This window comes from Mesorhizobium sp. P3_B5, assembly GCF_056402815.1.
Window position 1 is genome coordinate 67,119 of record NZ_JBFUGR010000010.1, and the last position, 16,782, is coordinate 83,900.

The window sequence follows — 16,782 nt, forward strand, 5'->3', positions numbered from 1 at the left end:
GTACTCGGTGTTTCGTGGCGTCTTGGATCGGCAAAATTACCGATTTCCGCGGCGCGCGTGTCCTAACCGATGCAGCCGAGAGCGGCAAGGGTTAGCGCCTCCCATGAAACAAACCATGCCGAAAAGGAAACAATTCCGCCATCGGCGCGGCATTGTGCCGACACAATCGGAGCCGATAAAGCGCGCGCAAACAAGGGGTTCGGGGCCATGGCCACGGCGAGATATACAGAGAGCATCGACAGCGGCGCCCGCGAGCTGTCCGTTCGGCTGCGGCCGGCCGATAACCATGCACCAAGGACCGCAAGCCAGATTGCGGGTCCGTTCGAGATTGCCGCGGAGGAGCGCGCAAGCTCGACGATGCGCGATGCGCTGATGACCGGCCTGCTGGTGATCTATCCAGCCTTCGCCGCACTGGCGGCCATCGTCGCCGGGCTTTTCCTCACCGGCGCCAGCGGCACCTAGCTACTTCGGCCGCTTGAACGCCTTGCGTTCCTTCTCCACCCTGTCGCGACAGACGCAGCCTTCGAGATGGTCGTTGACCAGCCCCATGGCCTGCATGAAGGCGTAGACGGTGGTTGGGCCGACAAAGCTCCAGCCGCGCTTTTTCAACTCCTTCGAAATCCTGACCGAGACCGCCGTCGTCGGGTTGGCGCGCAGATGGGCGAGATCGACGATCTCCGGCCGTTCGCCTGGGCCGGGTTCGAACTTCCAGAACCAGGCGGCCAGCGAGCCGAACTCATCGACCATTTCGCGCGCACGTCTGGCGTTGTTGATGGTCGAGACGATCTTGCCGCGGTGACGGATGATGCCGGCATTGCCAAGCAGGCGCTCGACATCCTCGTCGGTGAAGGCGGCAACCTTGTCGAACTCGAAATTCGCGAAGGCCTCGCGAAAGTTCTCGCGCTTGCGCAAGATGGTGAGCCACGACAGGCCGGACTGAAAGCCCTCGAGGCAGATCTTTTCGAACAGCCGGCGATCATCGGCGACCGGCCGGCCCCATTCATGATCGTGGTAGTGCAGATAGTCCGGCAGATTGCCGTGCCAGAAGCAGCGCGCGACACCATCGGCGCCAACGATCAGGCCGGGTTTTTCATTTTCCATCGCCAGGAATTCCATTCGTTAATTGGCTTTTTGCATAGGTTTACTCCGGCTTTACCAGATTCCTGAACCCGCCGGTAACCACACCAAAAGGTTTACTGACAGAACGGCATTTTACGCATTCCGATTCATGTTTCGGTTGCTGCTTGCCGCCAATGTTCGGCGAACCGGGGAAGGCTTTGCGCCCCGAAATGTTCGACGATCAAGGTGCGTTCCGATGAAGACAGTGCTGATTTCCCTGCTCGGTGCCGCGGCCATGCTTACCGCTGGCGTCACGTCCTCCAGTGCCGGCGACCGCTATGCCGAGAGGCCGCCAGTGATGGTGAGCCCGGATCTTTCGGCGCCGTGGGTGCTGCAGCTCGGCCGCGCGCCGGGCATCGTGCGGCAGAACCGGCAAGTGGTGCAGCAGCAGCCGCGCCTGCGGTATGCGCAACCAGCGCGAACCGACCAGGTGCGCACGGCCGCCGTTCAGGCGCCGGCCAAGCGCATGGTCATGCGCCCGCAGATCAACCCGATCTACCTGCCGCAGGAAGTCGCCTATGACGGCACGCAGAAGCCGGGCACGATCGTCATCGATACGACGCAGAATTTCCTCTACCTGGTCGAGAAGAACGGCAAGGCACGGCGCTATGGCGTCGGCACTGGCAAGCCGGGCTTCGAGTGGTCGGGCACGCACAAGATCACCAACAAGCGCGTCTGGCCGGACTGGCGTCCGCCGGCAGTGATGATCAAGCGCGAGGCGGCCAAGGGCCGCTATCTGCCGACCTATCTCGCCGGCGGCGAAGAAAACCCGCTCGGCGCGCGCGCGCTCTATCTCGGCACGACGGAGTATCGCATCCATGGTACCAACCAGCCCTGGACGATCGGCGGCGCGGTGTCTTCAGGCTGCATCCGCATGCGCAACGAGGACGTGGTTGACCTTTACGAAAGAGTCAATGTCGGAACCACCGTGGTGGTGATATAATTACTGCGAATCAGCCGGTTAGGTAACGCTGGGTAGTTTTTAGCGCGTGCTGTTGCACTCAAGTCATAGCGCGCTTTTGGGAGACGTGCTTAGAACTGGCTACGGGTTTACGGGGGACGGGCCGTGTGGGGATGCGGCCAGTCACGAAAGGGCAGCACGGGAAACCGCGCTGCCCTTTCTGTTTCCGGGTGAAGGTTCCCCGCAACGTCGAAGCATCACTCCGCCGCGACGAGCTCTTTTTCCGAAACGCCTTCCGGCTTCGGTCCGCCATAGGCCCAGTCCAACAGCTTGACCGTATGCACCACCGGCAGCTTCGCCGCCGAGGCTATCTGGGTGATGCAGCCGATGTTGCCGGTGGCGACGATCTCAGCGCCGGTCGCCTCGATGTTTTTCACCTTGCGATCGCGCAGTTTTGCCGAAATCTCGGACTGCAGGATGTTGTAGGTGCCGGCCGAGCCGCAGCACAGATGCCCTTCGCGCGGCTCGCACACGACGAAGCCGGCTTTCTGCAAAAGCTCCTTTGGCTGGCGGGTGATTTTCTGGCCGTGCTGCATCGAACAGGCCGAGTGATAGGCGACGATGGTGCCGGGCTTGCGCACCGGTTCCGGCAAGTCGAGGGTTGCCAGATATTCGGTGATATCCTTGGCCAGCGCCGAGACGCGCGCGGCCTTGTCGGCATAGGCCGGATCGAGGCGCAGCATGAAGCCATAGTCCTTGATGGTGGTGCCACAGCCAGACGCAGTAATGACGATTGCATCCAGCCCGCCCTGGTCGATGGCGCGCGTCCAGGCGTCGACATTCTGTCTGGCCGAAGCAAGCGCTGCCTCCTCGCGCCCCATGTGATGCACCAGCGCGCCGCAGCAGCCTTCGCCCTGGGGCACCACGACCTCGACGCCAAGCCGGGTCAGCAATGCAATTGTCGTCTCGTTGATGGCGGGATCGAGCACGGATTGCGCGCAGCCGGTGAGGATGGCGACGCGGCCGTTTTTCGTGCCCTGCCCGGCATGCACGCCGGGAGATGCCATCGGCGAAGCCGCCGGTATCGATGCCGGGGCGAGCTTGAGCATTGCGCCCAGCGGCTTCAGTGCCGGCAGCTTTTCGAACAGGCCGGCGAATGGCTTGCCCAGCTTCGCCAGCCTGAGCGCGGCGCGAAAGCGCGAGGGGTGAGGCAGCACGAGGGCCAGCATCGCCCGCGTCAGCCGGTCGAGTAGCGGACGCTTGTAGGTTTCCTCGATATGGGCGCGGGCGTGGTCGACCAGATGCATGTAGTTGACGCCCGACGGGCAAGTGGTCATGCAGGCGAGGCACGACAGGCAGCGATCGATATGGGTGACGATCTCCTTGTCGGCCGGGCGACCGTTCTCCAGCATGTCCTTGATCAGATAGATGCGCCCGCGTGGCGAATCCAGCTCATTGCCGAGCGTCACATAGGTCGGGCAAGTGGCGGTGCAGAAACCGCAATGCACGCATTTGCGCAGGATCTTTTCCGATTCCGCGACATGCGGATCGGCAAGCTGGGCAAGGGAGAAATTGGTCTGCACGTAAAGCTTCCTTGCTGCCTGCTAGCTACAATCCGAGGAACCAGCTTTCGGGGTTTTTGACCGCCTCGCCGCGCTGCAGTGCCTGCAGGCCGAGAATGCAGCGGGCGATGAACCAGACGGCGACGGCGAACATCAGCAGGAAGCCGATGATCACGAACATCAGCACCACCGAGATCAGCGCATAGAGCAGACCGATCCAGAAGGTGCGGATCAGGAAGGTGTAGTGGCTCTCGACGAAGCCACCGGCCTTGCCACGGTTGATGTAGGCCAGCACGATACCGACGATGCCGGTGACGCCGATGACGAGGCCGGCAAGGTAGAGAATGTAGATGACCAGCGCGTTGTTCGAGCCGGGCTCCAGCCAGCGGTCGGTCTGGCGCGGTGCGTCCGGACCTGGATTGATGTCGCTCACGATGCTGCTCCCTCCGTTGATGGACTGAGAGTAGCAGAGCCTGAGCCCGACGCCATGCGGCCGGGGTTGAGGATGTGTTTGGGATCGAATTCGGCCTTGAGCCGCGCCGACAATGCGGCAAGGTGCGGCGCCTGCGGCTCGAACACCGGCACGGCGGCGCGATGCGCAGGGGCGGCGCGCACCAGCGTTGCGTGGCCGCCGCCATGCTTTCTGATCAGCCCGCGCAGCAAGCTCGCCTCGGGATCGCCTTCCTCCATGCGCAGCCAGACCAGCCCACCCTGCCAGTCGTAGAAGGCGCTGACGCCAATCTGCATGCGCAGCGTCAGCACCATCTGATGAGCTTGGGACGGCGCCATGGAGACGCGCCAGACCGGCTTTTCGCTGCCGTCGGCGAACGGCACGCAATCGCGTATGTCGCGCCAGGCGGCCTGCGAAGCGTCGCCCGAAATCTCTTGCAGCGGGCCGGCGTTTTTCAGCAGGGTTTTCAGCGCGGCGATACGGTAAGCGACCGACGGACCAAACCCCTCGACGCGCAGCAACGTCGCGGCATCGCTGCCGAGGCTGCCGCCAGCGACCCGCGCGGCGACCCGTTCGGGCAAATGGGCAGCGCTCGACACTTCGGCGCTGGAGCCGAGCGCCAAGGCCATGGCCGCGGCAGCAGCATCGTCGAGCAGGCCACGGATGGCCAGCGTGATTTCGGTTTCCGCCGCCGGCAGCACCTTGAAGGTGACGTCGGTGAACACAGCCAGCGTGCCCCAACTGTTGGCCATCAGCTTCGACAAATCGTAGCCGGTGACGTTCTTGACCACGCGGCCGCCGGACTTGAAGGCCTCGCCGCGACCGGAGACGGCATTGATGCCAAGGATATGGTCACGCGCCGCGCCCGCCTTCAGCCGGCGCGGACCGGACAGGTTGGTGGCCAGCACCCCGCCGATCGTGCCCTTACCGGGCGCGCCGCCGAGCAGCGGACCGTAATCCATCGGTTCGAAGGCGAGCTGTTGGCCGTTTTCGGCTAGCAGGCTTCCAATCTCGGCCAGCGGCGTGCCGGCCTTGGCCGACAGCACCAGTTCCGCCGGCTCATAGAGCGTGACGCCGGACAGCTTCGACAGGTCGAGCGTGTGTTCGCTCTGCTGCGGCCGGCCGATGCCGCGCTTGGAGCCGTGGCCGACGATTTCGAGCGGCGATTCCTCCGCCGCCGCCCAGCCGACGGTGGAGAGGGTTTCGGCAGATGTGGATGGGGTGAAGGTGGTCATGGGGCGGGTGTGCCGTGTGCGAGCATGGAGACGTCGTGATCCTTCGTGCCCCCCTCTGTCCTGCCGGACATCTCCCCCACTTGGGGGGAGATCGGCAGCTTCTGCAACCGCCCCACTCTTGCAACGCCGGAAATTGGCGAAGGCCGCGATGACAGCCGATCTCCCCCCTCGTGGGGGAGATGTCCGGCAGGACAGAGGGGGGCGCGAAGGATCACCGACGTCCGAAATTCAAACCCCATCAAAACCTCGGAATGTCCGGAAACGCCACCTGCCCCTGGTGCACATGCATGCGCCCCAGCTCGGCGCAGCGGCGCAGCTGTGGGAAGACCTTGCCCGGGTTGAGCAGATGGTTGGGATCGAAAGCGCATTTGACGCGCATCTGCTGGTCGAGGTCGATCTGGTTGAACATCTCCGGCATCAGGTCGCGCTTCTCGACGCCCACCCCGTGCTCGCCGGTCAGCACGCCGCCGACCTTGACGCAGAGCCGCAAAATGTCGGCGCCGAAACTCTCGGCCTTGTCGAGTTCGCCGGGCACATTGGCATCGTAGAGGATCAGCGGGTGCAGATTGCCGTCGCCGGCGTGGAAAACATTGGCAACGCCGAGCCCGTATTTTTCCGAGAGTTCGCGCATGCCGGCGAGCACGCGCGGCAATTCCTTGCGCGGGATGGTGCCGTCCATGCAGTAGTAGTCGGGCGAGATGCGGCCGACCGCCGGGAAGGCCGCCTTGCGGCCGGCCCAAAAACTCAGCCGCTCCTGCTCCGATTGCGAAATGCGGCAAGTGGTCGAGCCGTTCCTGTAGGCGATGGTCTCGACAAGGCCGATCAAATGATCGACCTCGACGCCCGGCCCGTCGAGCTCGACGATCAGCAGCGCCTCGACATCGAGGGGATAGCCGGCATGGACAAAGTCCTCGGCGGCGTGGATCGCCGGCCGGTCCATCATCTCCATGCCACCGGGAATGATGCCGGCGCCGATGATGTCGGCGACGCATTGGCCGCCCTGCTCACTGGTCGGAAAGCCGATCAGCAGTGCGCGGGCCGTCTCCGGCTTCTTCAAAATGCGCACGGTGACCTCGGTGACGACGCCGAGCAGGCCTTCGGAGCCGGTCATGACGCCGAGCAGGTCGTAGCCTTCCGTATCAAGATGACTGCCGCCGAGGCGGATCACCTCGCCATTCATCAGCACCATTTCGATGCCGAGCACATTGTTGGCGGTCAGGCCGTATTTCAGGCAGTGCACGCCGCCGGAATTTTCCGCGACGTTGCCGCCGATCGAGCAGGCGATCTGGGAGGATGGATCGGGGGCGTAGTAGAAGCCCTCCTGTTCGACGGCGGTGGTGATGCCGAGATTGGTGACGCCCGGCTGGGCAACAACGATGCGGTTAGGGAAGTCTATTTCGAGGATGCGGTTAAAGCGGCTCATGACCAGCAGCACCGCATCTTCGAGCGGCAGTGCACCGCCGGAGAGCGAGGTACCGGAGCCGCGCGGCACGACACGGATGTTGCGGTCGTTGCAGTATTTCAGCATGCGTGAGACCTGCGCCACGGTTTGCGGCAGCACCACCACCAGCGGCAATTGCCGGTAGGCGGTGAGGCCATCGCTCTCGAAGGCGCGCATTTCATTGGTCGCGTCGACGACGCCTTCGCCCGGCACGATGATGCGCATATCGGCGGCGATCTCGTCGCGCCGCCGCATCGTGGCGTCGTCTGGCTTCGGCATGGCAAGGCCCGACATCAACAGCCTCCTTCGCTCGACTGGTAAAAATCTTTTACCAGCGAGAGACGTCTGTTGCAAACCCTGCTTTGGGCGAAAATCGCGATCCGACGCCCTGGCGCCCTTCCGCAGCGGCAATCTGCCGCTGGCGTTCTCCCCCCTTGAGGGGGAAATGGCCGCGAAGCGGTCAGAGGGGGGTCCTTGCGCGTAAATCGCCGACGTCGTCTCCGTCGCGAAACGAGGCTAGGACTTCACGCGAGACGACCCCCTCTGTCGCCTTCGGCGACATCTCCCCCTCGAGGGGGGAGATTGGCGCTACTCGCCGGCAGGCTTGCCGGGCTCGGAATGCATACGGCGGACACGGCGCACAGCCCACCAGACGAGCAGCAGGGCGAGCGGCACCGAGGCGGCGGTGACGACTTCCGGCGCAAAGGTGTGGCCGAAGATCGAGGCGCCCTTGGCGACATAGCTGATCAGGCCGACGACATAGTAGGAGACGGCAGCCACCGAAAGGCCTTCGACGGTCTGCTGCAGGCGCAACTGCAGGCGGGCGCGGTTGTTCATCGACGCCAGCAGGTCGCGGTTCTGCTTCTCGACCTCGACATCGACCCAGGTGCGCAGCAGCGTGGTGGCGCGGGTGAGCTTGCGCGACAAGTTGGCCTGCCGCTCTTCCACTGACCGGCAGGTGCGCATAGCCGGCGCGACACGCCGCTGCAGGAAGCCTTCCCAGGTGTCGTAGCCGGGCACCGCCTCCTCCTCGAGCGCTTCCAGCCGTTCAACGACGATGCCATCATAGGCGCGGCTGGCGCCGAAGCGGTAGAGGCTGGAGGCGGCGTCGGCCTCCAGTTCCGCGGCCAACTCGGTCAGGTCGGCCAGCAATGTCTGACTGTCGCGGGTCTCCGCGACCTTCATTTCCATCGTGGTCTGGGCCAGCCTGTCCTCGATGCGGCGGGCACGGCCGGATAGGGTCAGCGCCAGCGGCAGGCCAAGCATAGCCAGCGTGCGGTAGGTTTCGATGTCGATCAGCCGCTGCGACAGCGCGCCGGTGCGTGCCGGTGTCAGGCCACGATCGAGCACCAGCATGCGGGTCAGGCCGTCGCCGTCCTGGCGGAAATCGGTGACGATGGCGGCGTTGCCGCGCTCGACCAGCGAATAACACAGGCTGGTCGGGTCGAAGCCGGCAATCAGCTTTTCGCTCGCCTGCGTCCACCGGCGGATCTCGAGCCGGATGCCCGAGATCACCGTTCCCGGCGGCGAAAACCCGTTGCCGAAGGGTGAGTCCTCCTGCGCCCTGCCGCTTTCCGACAGCGGGCCTTCCCACAGATAGGTCGAGAATTCGGTGTGCCGCTCCCAGCGCAGCGAGCCCTTGCCCCATTTCATGGCGTGGTGGCGAGCCTGACGGTCGGGCGCGGCAATGCCGAGACGCCGCGACAGTTCGGAAAGCACGGCCTGGTCGACGCCGGAGCCGCCTTCGGTCATGAAGGCGAGTTGCACCAGAACGCGCGGCTTCTCAATCAGCGGGTGGGGCCGGGCGTGGACTTCGCCAAGCGCACCGGGTCGCCCCTCATGCGCCGGAAAACCCATCACGCTGCCCTTGGTGCGCGGCTGGAATTCGAGATTGGACGGGTCGTCTGACACGGCTGGTCCCCTGGGCTCTTTGAACCCTTCGTGCAATGGCGTCCCTCTAGAGGCAATCGCCGGAGGACGCAAACTGCAAGTTTAGCCGAACACGATATAGGGCGGCGGCGGCGAAGCCGACCACATCGGATGAATTGGATAAATAATTTGACCAGTTGGCGACACTGGCTTTATCCTGCGCGACACCGGTTCAAATCCCAGGCGCCCCCTTTGAGCGACATTTTCTCCAGGATCGAGCATTCCCGCACCGCCGACGAGGTGGTGCAGCAGATCGAGAGCCTGATCCTCGAAGGTGTCTTGCGCACCGGCGACCGGTTGCCCGGCGAGCGCGAGCTGGCGCGCCAGTTCGAGGTGTCGCGGCCGATCCTGCGCGACGCGCTGAAGGCGCTGGAAGGGCGCGGCCTTTTGACGACGCGGCCCGGCGGCGGCACCCATGTCGCCGACGTCATCGGCCAGTTGTTCACCAAGCCGGTGACGGACCTGATCTCGATGCACAGCAAGGCGGTAACCGACTATCTGGAATACCGCCGCGAGATCGAGGCGATAGCGTCCGAATATGCGGCGCGGCGCGCCACACCGGACGATCTGGCGCTGCTCGACCGCATCATGGCGCGCATGGACGAGGCGCACCGCACCGGCGACTTCGACGACGAGGCAGAGATCGACGTCGAGTTCCATCACGCCGTCTGCGAATGCGCGCACAACATCATTCTCCTGCACACGCTGCGCTCCTGCTACCGGCTGTTGTCGGAGGGCGTGTTCCGGAACCGGCTGCTGGCGTTCACCGTGCCCGGCGCGCGCGAGGCGCTGCTGGCACAGCACCGGGCGATCTATTCTGCGGTGAAGGCCGGCGATCCCGCTGCCGCACGGCAAGCCGCAATGGACCACATCTCTTATGTCGAACGGTCAATGGCCGAGGCCGAGCGCAGTGGTGACTGGCAGCGCGTGTCGCGGCTGCGGCTCAGGCAGCGCTCGGATGCCGGCGACAGCGAACCGGCGAGGAAACGCTCGTGAGTATCGGACACAACAGTCAACAACGACCTATTAGCGAAGAACCAGCGAGAAAGACCATGAGCGACATCCTCACCATTGCCGACCTCAAGGATCTGGCGCGCCGCCGGGTGCCGAAGATGTTCTTCGACTATGCCGATTCCGGCGCTTGGACCGAGAGCACCTACCGGGCCAACGAGGAAGACTTCCAGAAGATCAAGTTCCGCCAGCGCGTGCTGGTCGATATGAGCAACCGCTCGCTGGAATCGACCATGATCGGCCAAAAGGTGTCGATGCCGGTGGCGCTGGCGCCGACGGGCCTGACCGGAATGCAGCATGCCGACGGCGAGATGCTGGCGGCGCAGGCGGCCGAGGAATTCGGCGTGCCGTTCACCCTGTCGACGATGAGCATCTGTTCGATCGAGGATGTCGCCTCGGTGACGAAGAAGCCATTCTGGTTCCAGCTCTATGTACTGCGCGACAAGGATTTCGTGCTCAATTTGATCGACAGGGCGAAGGCAGCAAAGTGCTCGGCGCTGGTGCTGACGCTCGACCTGCAGATCCTCGGCCAACGGCATAAGGATGTCCGCAACGGGCTTTCGGCGCCCCCCAAGATGACGCTGGCCAACATCATCGACCTGGCCAGCAAGCCGCGCTGGTGCCTGGGTCTAGCCGGCACCAAGCGCCGCACCTTCCGCAACATCGTCGGCCACGCCAAGGGTGTCGGCGATGTCTCTTCGCTGGCGTCCTGGACGACGGAGCAGTTCGATCCGCAACTGTCGTGGAAAGACGTTGCCTGGATCAAGGAACGCTGGGGCGGCAAGCTGATCCTGAAGGGCATTCTCGACAAGGAAGACGCGCTGATGGCGGCCAAGACCGGCGCCGACGCAATCATCGTTTCCAACCATGGCGGGCGCCAGCTCGACGGCGCATCATCTTCGATCATGGCGCTGGAGGAGATCGCCGATGCGGTGGGCGACACAATCGAAGTGCATATGGATGGCGGCATCCGCTCGGGCCAGGATGTGCTGAAGGCGCTGTGCCTCGGCGCCAAGGGCACCTATATCGGCCGGCCTTTCCTCTACGGCCTTGGCGCGCTCGGCAAGGAAGGAGTTACCAAAGCGCTGGAAATCATCCGCAAGGAGATGGACATCACGCTGGCACTATGCGGAAAACGTCTGGTGACCGACATGGGCAAGGATCAGCTTCGCCGCTAGGCCCGGTTGCGGTCCGGCCACGGAGAAGACGCAGGCCTTGACGGAGCCCGGCATCCATTTTCTCGACGCGCGCGGACCGGAAGGCGTGCGGCTTTACGCAATCGGCGATGTGCACGGCCGGCTCGACCTGCTGGCCGCCATGCACCGCAGGATCGAGGCGGAGATCGAACGGGATCAGCCGGCGGACTGGCGCGTTATCCATCTCGGCGATTATGGCGACCGCGGGCCTGATTCCAAGGGCGTTCTCGACTTCCTGATCGAAGCGCAAAAGCGCGACCCGCGCCATCTGATGCTGGCCGGCAACCACGACCTCGGTTTTCTCGACTTCCTCAAAGCGCCCGATACGGATGGACTTTTCATACGCTATGGCGGCCTCCAGACGGCGCAATCCTATGGGGTGACGATCGGCGGCGGCAGCGCCTGGTTTGGCAAGGCCGAGGCGGCGCTGCGACAAGGGCATGCCGCGCTGGTCGAGGCGGTGCCGCAGAGCCATGTCGACTTCCTGCGCTCGCTGCCATTTTCCCTGGTTTTCGCAGATTTCTTCTTCTGCCATGCCGGCATCAGGCCGGGCATCCCGTTGGATCAGCAGAACCCGCAGGACCTGATCTGGATCCGTGATGTCTTCCACAACCATGCCGACCTCTATCCGAAGATCGTGGTGCATGGTCATACGCCAGTGCCGGAGGCCGAAGTGATGGCCAACCGCGTCAATGTCGACACGCTCGCCTGGCAGTCGGGGAACCTCACCGCGCTCGTCGTTGACGGCGCGGAGAAACGTATCCTGACGGTGACGGGCGAAGGGTCTAGCGGAGAGAGGCGGTGACGCCGTAGCCGTCGACCGCCTGATGGTTGTTGGCTGCGTCGGCGGTATAGATGCCGAGGCCGCACAGCACGATGGCAGACAGCATGACAAAGGACAGAAGCGCTGCTTTCACGGAGGTCATCTCTTGTTGAGCTTTCTGCATCTGTGCACGAGGCGGTTACCAATGGGTTGAAACGGAGAATTCGTCTCAAAGTTTCGAAGATTTCAGGCTTGTAGGCAGATTCTGTATCGGCGGTGTGTCGCGCGGGTCACATAAAAGGTTCATCGCGGTTGCACTGCCGATTCAGAGCGCGTGCCTTCTAGGGCAGCGGGCGAGCACAATCCAAGGATGAAATGCGTTTTCCCCGGCGGATTTACCGCCGCGTGCCAAAAATGCCACGCAACCCCGAAAGTCGGGATTTGTCCGGGCTGTGAGCCGTCAGATCGTTGCTACCCAGGCGCGAGCGATGGCGAGGCCGGCGGCATCGGCATCCGGTCCATTGCGGGCGATTTCGCCATCGAGCCGGTCGTTCCAGTCGGGATGGCGCTCGGCAATGAGCGGTGCAAAGGACGTGCTCCAGTCCTGCACCATCGGGCTGTCTGCCTCGAAATGAAACTGGAAGCCGTAGATGGCGCGGCCGATGCGGAACGCCTGGTTCTCGGCGATGGCACTGCCGGCCAGCCGCACCGCATTTTCAGGCAGCACAAAAGTGTCGTCGTGCCATTCGAAAATGGGGAAGTTTTCAGGGAGCGCAGAAAGCACCGGATCGGTCTTTGCCGCCGGCGTCAGCGAAACCTGGTGCCAGCCGAATTCGGTGGCGCCGCCGATCTGGTTCTCGCCGCCAAAGGCGCGGGCCACCAGCTGGCTGCCGAGGCAGATGCCGAGCACCGAGCGATCCTTGCCGGCGAAATCGCGCGTCAGGTCGAGCAGATCGGGAAAATACGGACACAACTCATCGTCCAGCGCGTTCTGGGCGCCGCCGAGCACCACCATGGCGTCATGCGCGTCGCTGTCCTGCGGTAGTGTGTCGCCCTTATAGGGACGGCGCAGGTCGATGTCGGCGCCCGCCTCGACCAGTGCCGCACCAATCTGGCCAAGGCCCTCATTGTCGAAGTTCTGGACGACCAAGACCCGCATCGAAAACCTGCTGACATGAAAATAATGCAGCGAGCGATATCATGACGCCAGCCTTGCAGCCAAGATGCGCATTCCAGGAGAAAGCTATGCCACTGCAGAACCGGGTCGATCCGTTCGGCGCCATCCACGCTGTACCCGAACGTGGCCTGTTCACAGGCAATCGCGGCATCATCCATGATCCTGAAACCAAGACGCTGTTGAAGAAGCGCTGGGTCTTGCCGGCCTGGATCATCTGCGTCTGCGAATTCCGCAATGTGCGGCGCGAGCCGATGGGCCGCAACCGGCCGGGCGGCAAAGCCGGCTGGACCGAGCTGTTTTTTCTCGACGAGGTGACGGCGCTCGCCGCCGGGCATCGACCCTGCTTCTTCTGCCAGCGCGAGCGGGCCAAGGATTTCGTCGGCCGCTTCGGCGAGGCATTCGGCATCGCCGAGCCGCGCGCGCCGCAGGTCGACAAGCGGCTGCACAAGGAGCGGCTGGCATCGGGCGGGCAACCGCCGATCGTGGCCGCGAAGGAGCTCGCCGGACTGCCGGATGGCGCCGTGGTAGCGGATGGAAGCAACGCCTATGCCTTGCGCGACGGCAAAACGCTGCGCTGGTCATTTGCGGGCTATGGCGATCCGACAGGGTTCGATGGCCTTGCCGGCCGTCCGCTCCGCCTGCTCACGCCAGCGACCACCTTGTCCGTGCTCGGCCAAGGCTACCAACCCGTATGGTCCCCGACAGCCAAGGCTTGACGCCAGAGCCCGGCTCGCCCATTCGTCGGCGATGCGCGCCAATTACAAGATGCAGCGACTGTTCGTGCCGAACGCTCTCGGGCCAGACATCGAGTTCGATGCGGGCCAGCAGCAGAGCCACTATCTTATGCATGTGCTGCGGCTCGGCGAAGGTGCCGAAATCCTGGTGTTCAACGGCCGCGACGGCGAGTGGTCGGCGGTCATCGCCGCGAAGACCAAGAAGGCGGTGCGGCTGAAGCTGCTGACGATGCAACGGCCGCAGCCGCCGCTGCCGGATCTCGTCTATTGCTTTGCGCCGCTGAAGCAGGGGCGGCTCGATTATCTCATGCAGAAGGCGGTCGAAATGGGCGCCGGCATCCTGCAGCCGGTCATCACCCAGCACACGCAAGTGGCAAAACCCGGCATCGATCGCCTGCGCGCCAATGTCGTCGAGGCGGCCGAACAATGCGGCATACTGGCGGTGCCAGAGGTTCGCGAAGCGGAGAAATTCGAACGCCTGCTCAGCAACTGGGACAAAGAGCGGCGGCTGATCTTCTGCGACGAGGACGCCTCGACCAACAATCCCCTGCCCATTCTGCAAGGGTTAAGGGAACGGAAGTTCGGACTGCTGGTCGGGCCGGAGGGTGGCTTTTCCGACGACGAGCGCAAGACCCTGCGGGCGCTGCCCTTCGTCACCGCCATTCCGCTCGGGCCGCGCATCCTGCGCGCCGACACGGCCGCGGTGGCGGCACTTGCGGTGATGCAGGCGACGGTTGGAGATTGGTGATCAATTCCACTTGAGCTCTGGCTCAGGATTTTTCGCTTGATCGGCTGCCGGCATTTCGTCCATTTAGCGCCGGCGGTTGTTCCGCCGCTTCCGGAGGGGCCTTTCATGGCGCGCGATACAACCGATTTCCGGCCCATCGAAGGCATCGACGAGCTCGTCGAGCATCTGGCCGAAGGCAACAAGTCGCGCGACAAATGGCGTATCGGCACCGAGCACGAGAAATTCCCGTTCTATGTCGACGGCAACGCGCCGGTGCCCTATGGCGGCGAGCGCGGCATCCGCGCCATTCTCGAAGGCATGCAGCAAAAGCTCGGCTGGGATCCGATCATCGATGACGGCCGCATCATCGGCCTGGTCGAGCCGACCGGCCAGGGTGCGATCTCGCTTGAGCCGGGCGGCCAGTTCGAACTCTCCGGCGCGCCACTGGAAACGATCCATCAGACCTGCCGCGAGGGCAATGCGCATCTTTCGCAGGTGCGCGAAATCGCCGAACCGATGGGCATCCGTTTCCTCGGCCTTGGCGGCAGCCCGAAATGGTCGCTGGCCGAGACACCCAAAATGCCGAAGTCGCGCTACGAGATCATGACGCGCTACATGCCCAAGGTCGGCAGCAAGGGCCTCGACATGATGTATCGCACCTGCACCATCCAGGTGAATCTCGATTTTGAAAGCGAAGCCGACATGCGCCGCAAGATGCAGGTGTCGCTGAAGCTGCAGCCGCTGTCTACGGCGCTGTTTGCCAATTCGCCGTTCACCGAGGGCCTGCCGAACGGCTTGCAGAGCTGGCGCGGCGACATCTGGCGCGACACCGACAACCAGCGCTCGGGCCTGCTCGAATTCTGCTTCTCGCCCGAGTTCGGTTTCGCCGACTATGTCGAATGGGCGCTCGACGTGCCGATGTATTTCGTCATTCGCGACGGCCGCTATCACGACATGACGCATGTCACCTTCCGCCAGTTCATGGCGGGTGCCGCCCGCAATGACGTGCCGGACGGATTGCCGACGATGGGCGACTGGGCGAACCATCTGTCGACATTGTTCCCCGACGTGCGGCTGAAGCGCTTCCTCGAAATGCGCGGCGCCGATGGCGGGCCGTGGCGGCGCATCTGCGCGCTGCCGGCTTTCTGGGTCGGGCTGCTCTATGACGAGGCCGCGCTCGACGCCGCCGAGGCATTGACCGCGAGCTGGACCTACAAGGAAGTTCTGGCGATGCGCAACACTGTTCCGGAACAGGGCATTTCGGCGCCGTTCCGCAACACGACGCTGCGCGATATCGCCCGCGACGTGCTCACAATCTCGCGCATGGGGCTGAAGAACCGCGGCCGCAAGAACCGCGACGGCTACGACGAGACCTCGTTCCTCAACACGCTGGACGAGGTCATCGCCCGCGGCACGACCAGCGCCGAAGAGATGCTCTCGGCCTACCATACGCGCTGGGGCGGCTCGATCGAGCCGGTGTTCATGGAGTATGCCTACTAACCGGTCGCGATCGTCAGATCGGCAGTTTGGCAAAAGTCGCTTCAATCGGTGATGGAAACAAACTAGGTTTCTCCCAAGAGGATTTTCCGGAGGAGAGACCAATGCCTTCCTTGTTCGACATGCTGGCGCAGGCCCAGAACGGCAATGGCATGCAGGCGCTTGCCCAGCAGTTCGGGCTTTCGATGCAGCAGACGCAAGCTGCGGTCGCCGCGCTGCTGCCGGCCTTTTCGCAAGGGCTGCAGCGCAACACTGCCGACCCTTACGGGCTCGGCGCCTTCATGACGGCCATGGCGAGCGGCCAGCACGCCAAATATTTCGAGGATGCAACCCGAGCCTTCTCGCCGCAAGGCGTCGACGAAGGCAACGGCATTCTGGGGCATTTGTTCGGTTCGAAGGATCTGTCGCGTGCCGTTGCCAGCCAGGCTGCGCAAGCGAGCGGCGTCAGCCAGCAGATCCTGCAGCAGATGCTGCCGGCCATGGCCTCGATGATGATGGGTGGACTGTTCAAGCAGACCACCAACCAGATGCAGGCGGCAGGCGGCTTCGGCGGCGGTGGCAACCCGCTCGGCGAGATCATCGAGCAGATGATGCGGCAGGCGGGCGGTGGCGCGCCGGCACCGCAGCAGCCCCAGAGCCCGATGGACAATCCGCTCGGCAAAGTGCTGCAGGATATGTTCGGCGGCGGCACGCAGCAGCCGCAAAGCCAGCCGCAGCCGGCACCCAATCCCTATGGCGACAATCCGCTCGGCAAAGTGCTGCAGGACATGTTCGGCGGCGCCCTGCCCGGCGGACAACCAGCGCAGCAACCTCAGGCGCGCCAGCAAAATCAGGCGCCGCAGCCACAAACCAATCCGAGCGGCAGGCCAAAGAACCCGTTCGACGATCTGTTCGGCAAGATGTTCGAGACCGGCGCCCAGCAGCGCGACGAGTACCAGAAGGGCATGGAAACGATCTTCGATCAGTTCAGGAAGGGCATGGACCGGCGGTAGCGGCTGGTGCCCCAAAAAGAAAAGCCCGGTCTGGGAGGACCGGGCAG

17 protein-coding genes are annotated in these 16,782 nt (G+C 63.9%); 9 read left to right on the top strand and 8 right to left on the bottom strand.

Annotated elements, in window-relative coordinates; all coding sequences use genetic code 11:
- Positions 1-207: 207 nt before the first annotated feature.
- Positions 208-462, top strand: coding sequence for a hypothetical protein (locus AC1DVW_RS22745; protein WP_477326048.1), 255 nt, complete (start codon positions 208-210; stop codon positions 460-462).
- On the opposite strand, the gene AC1DVW_RS22750 is transcribed toward AC1DVW_RS22745, so the two are convergent.
- On the bottom strand, positions 463-1,101 hold the full coding sequence (locus AC1DVW_RS22750) for a DNA-3-methyladenine glycosylase I (RefSeq protein ID WP_477326050.1): 639 nt from the start codon (positions 1,099-1,101) through the stop codon (positions 463-465). It lies immediately after the preceding gene.
- 214 nt (positions 1,102-1,315) lie between these two features.
- On the opposite strand from AC1DVW_RS22750, the gene AC1DVW_RS22755 reads away from it, so the two are divergent.
- Positions 1,316-2,062: a L,D-transpeptidase gene (locus AC1DVW_RS22755; protein WP_477326052.1), complete on the top strand. Its 747-nt coding sequence runs from the start codon at positions 1,316-1,318 to the stop codon at positions 2,060-2,062.
- A 215-nt stretch (positions 2,063-2,277) separates the two neighbouring features.
- Here the strand turns inward: AC1DVW_RS22755 and glcF are convergent, their stop codons facing one another.
- From glcF to AC1DVW_RS22780, 5 genes are all read right to left on the bottom strand, one after another.
- Positions 2,278-3,603 (bottom strand): glycolate oxidase subunit GlcF, encoded by a 1,326-nt coding sequence (glcF, locus tag AC1DVW_RS22760; RefSeq protein WP_477326054.1) that lies wholly within the window; start codon positions 3,601-3,603, stop codon positions 2,278-2,280.
- Between the two features lie 25 nt (positions 3,604-3,628).
- Positions 3,629-4,015 (bottom strand): DUF4870 family protein, encoded by a 387-nt coding sequence (locus AC1DVW_RS22765; RefSeq protein ID WP_477326056.1) that lies wholly within the window; start codon positions 4,013-4,015, stop codon positions 3,629-3,631.
- Entirely contained in the window at positions 4,012-5,268 is a 1,257-nt protein-coding gene (locus AC1DVW_RS22770; RefSeq protein ID WP_477326058.1) for an FAD-binding protein, read from the bottom strand. The genes AC1DVW_RS22765 and AC1DVW_RS22770 overlap by 4 nt, the downstream gene beginning before the upstream one ends.
- 238 nt (positions 5,269-5,506) lie before the next feature.
- Positions 5,507-7,003, bottom strand: coding sequence for an FAD-linked oxidase C-terminal domain-containing protein (locus tag AC1DVW_RS22775; protein ID WP_477326060.1), 1,497 nt, complete (start codon positions 7,001-7,003; stop codon positions 5,507-5,509).
- Between the two features lie 294 nt (positions 7,004-7,297).
- Positions 7,298-8,620, bottom strand: a complete 1,323-nt coding sequence (locus AC1DVW_RS22780) for a DUF3422 family protein (RefSeq protein WP_477248847.1) — start codon at positions 8,618-8,620, stop codon at positions 7,298-7,300.
- Between the two features lie 210 nt (positions 8,621-8,830).
- Here AC1DVW_RS22780 and AC1DVW_RS22785 point away from each other — a divergent pair, with 210 nt between their 5' ends.
- The 3 genes from AC1DVW_RS22785 to AC1DVW_RS22795 are packed head-to-tail and all read left to right on the top strand — an operon-like array spanning position 8,831 to position 11,650.
- Positions 8,831-9,634 (top strand): FCD domain-containing protein, encoded by an 804-nt coding sequence (locus tag AC1DVW_RS22785; protein WP_477326062.1) that lies wholly within the window; start codon positions 8,831-8,833, stop codon positions 9,632-9,634.
- A 56-nt stretch (positions 9,635-9,690) separates the two neighbouring features.
- Positions 9,691-10,827, top strand: a complete 1,137-nt coding sequence (locus AC1DVW_RS22790; protein ID WP_477248849.1) for an alpha-hydroxy acid oxidase — start codon at positions 9,691-9,693, stop codon at positions 10,825-10,827.
- 37 nt (positions 10,828-10,864) lie between these two features.
- A complete protein-coding gene (locus AC1DVW_RS22795; RefSeq protein WP_477326064.1) occupies positions 10,865-11,650 on the top strand; it encodes a metallophosphoesterase in 786 nt (261 codons plus the stop codon).
- Here AC1DVW_RS22795 and AC1DVW_RS22800 read toward each other — a convergent pair.
- Both AC1DVW_RS22800 and AC1DVW_RS22805 read right to left on the bottom strand, forming a co-directional pair.
- Complete coding sequence (locus tag AC1DVW_RS22800; protein ID WP_477248934.1) at positions 11,631-11,762, bottom strand: hypothetical protein; 132 nt, start codon at positions 11,760-11,762, stop codon at positions 11,631-11,633. The genes AC1DVW_RS22795 and AC1DVW_RS22800 overlap by 20 nt on opposite strands.
- Positions 11,763-12,068: 306 nt before the next feature.
- Complete coding sequence (locus tag AC1DVW_RS22805) at positions 12,069-12,767, bottom strand: type 1 glutamine amidotransferase (protein ID WP_477326066.1); 699 nt, start codon at positions 12,765-12,767, stop codon at positions 12,069-12,071.
- 86 nt (positions 12,768-12,853) lie between these two features.
- On the opposite strand from AC1DVW_RS22805, the gene AC1DVW_RS22810 reads away from it, so the two are divergent.
- From AC1DVW_RS22810 to AC1DVW_RS22825, 4 genes are all read left to right on the top strand, one after another.
- Positions 12,854-13,501: a hypothetical protein gene (locus AC1DVW_RS22810; protein WP_477326068.1), complete on the top strand. Its 648-nt coding sequence runs from the start codon at positions 12,854-12,856 to the stop codon at positions 13,499-13,501.
- 31 nt (positions 13,502-13,532) lie between these two features.
- A complete protein-coding gene (locus AC1DVW_RS22815; protein ID WP_477326070.1) occupies positions 13,533-14,267 on the top strand; it encodes a 16S rRNA (uracil(1498)-N(3))-methyltransferase in 735 nt (244 codons plus the stop codon).
- A gap of 105 nt (positions 14,268-14,372) precedes the next feature.
- Positions 14,373-15,746, top strand: a complete 1,374-nt coding sequence (locus tag AC1DVW_RS22820) for a glutamate--cysteine ligase (RefSeq protein WP_477326072.1) — start codon at positions 14,373-14,375, stop codon at positions 15,744-15,746.
- A gap of 101 nt (positions 15,747-15,847) precedes the next feature.
- Positions 15,848-16,735, top strand: coding sequence for a DUF937 domain-containing protein (locus tag AC1DVW_RS22825; RefSeq protein ID WP_477326074.1), 888 nt, complete (start codon positions 15,848-15,850; stop codon positions 16,733-16,735).
- Positions 16,736-16,782: the final 47 nt, after the last annotated feature.

Bases quoted from the DNA above. Each gene is read 5' to 3' on its own strand.
- AC1DVW_RS22745 (WP_477326048.1), top strand. From the start codon at position 208: ATGGCCACGGCGAGATATACAGAGAGCATCGACAGCGGCGCCCGCGAG.
- AC1DVW_RS22750 (WP_477326050.1), bottom strand. From the start codon at position 1,101: ATGGAAAATGAAAAACCCGGCCTGATCGTTGGCGCCGATGGTGTCGCG.
- AC1DVW_RS22755 (WP_477326052.1), top strand. From the start codon at position 1,316: ATGAAGACAGTGCTGATTTCCCTGCTCGGTGCCGCGGCCATGCTTACC.
- AC1DVW_RS22770 (WP_477326058.1), bottom strand. From the start codon at position 5,268: ATGACCACCTTCACCCCATCCACATCTGCCGAAACCCTCTCCACCGTC.
- AC1DVW_RS22775 (WP_477326060.1), bottom strand. From the start codon at position 7,003: ATGTCGGGCCTTGCCATGCCGAAGCCAGACGACGCCACGATGCGGCGG.
- AC1DVW_RS22790 (WP_477248849.1), top strand. From the start codon at position 9,691: ATGAGCGACATCCTCACCATTGCCGACCTCAAGGATCTGGCGCGCCGC.
- AC1DVW_RS22805 (WP_477326066.1), bottom strand. From the start codon at position 12,767: ATGCGGGTCTTGGTCGTCCAGAACTTCGACAATGAGGGCCTTGGCCAG.
- AC1DVW_RS22810 (WP_477326068.1), top strand. From the start codon at position 12,854: ATGCCACTGCAGAACCGGGTCGATCCGTTCGGCGCCATCCACGCTGTA.
- AC1DVW_RS22815 (WP_477326070.1), top strand. From the start codon at position 13,533: ATGCGCGCCAATTACAAGATGCAGCGACTGTTCGTGCCGAACGCTCTC.
- AC1DVW_RS22820 (WP_477326072.1), top strand. From the start codon at position 14,373: ATGGCGCGCGATACAACCGATTTCCGGCCCATCGAAGGCATCGACGAG.
- AC1DVW_RS22825 (WP_477326074.1), top strand. From the start codon at position 15,848: ATGCCTTCCTTGTTCGACATGCTGGCGCAGGCCCAGAACGGCAATGGC.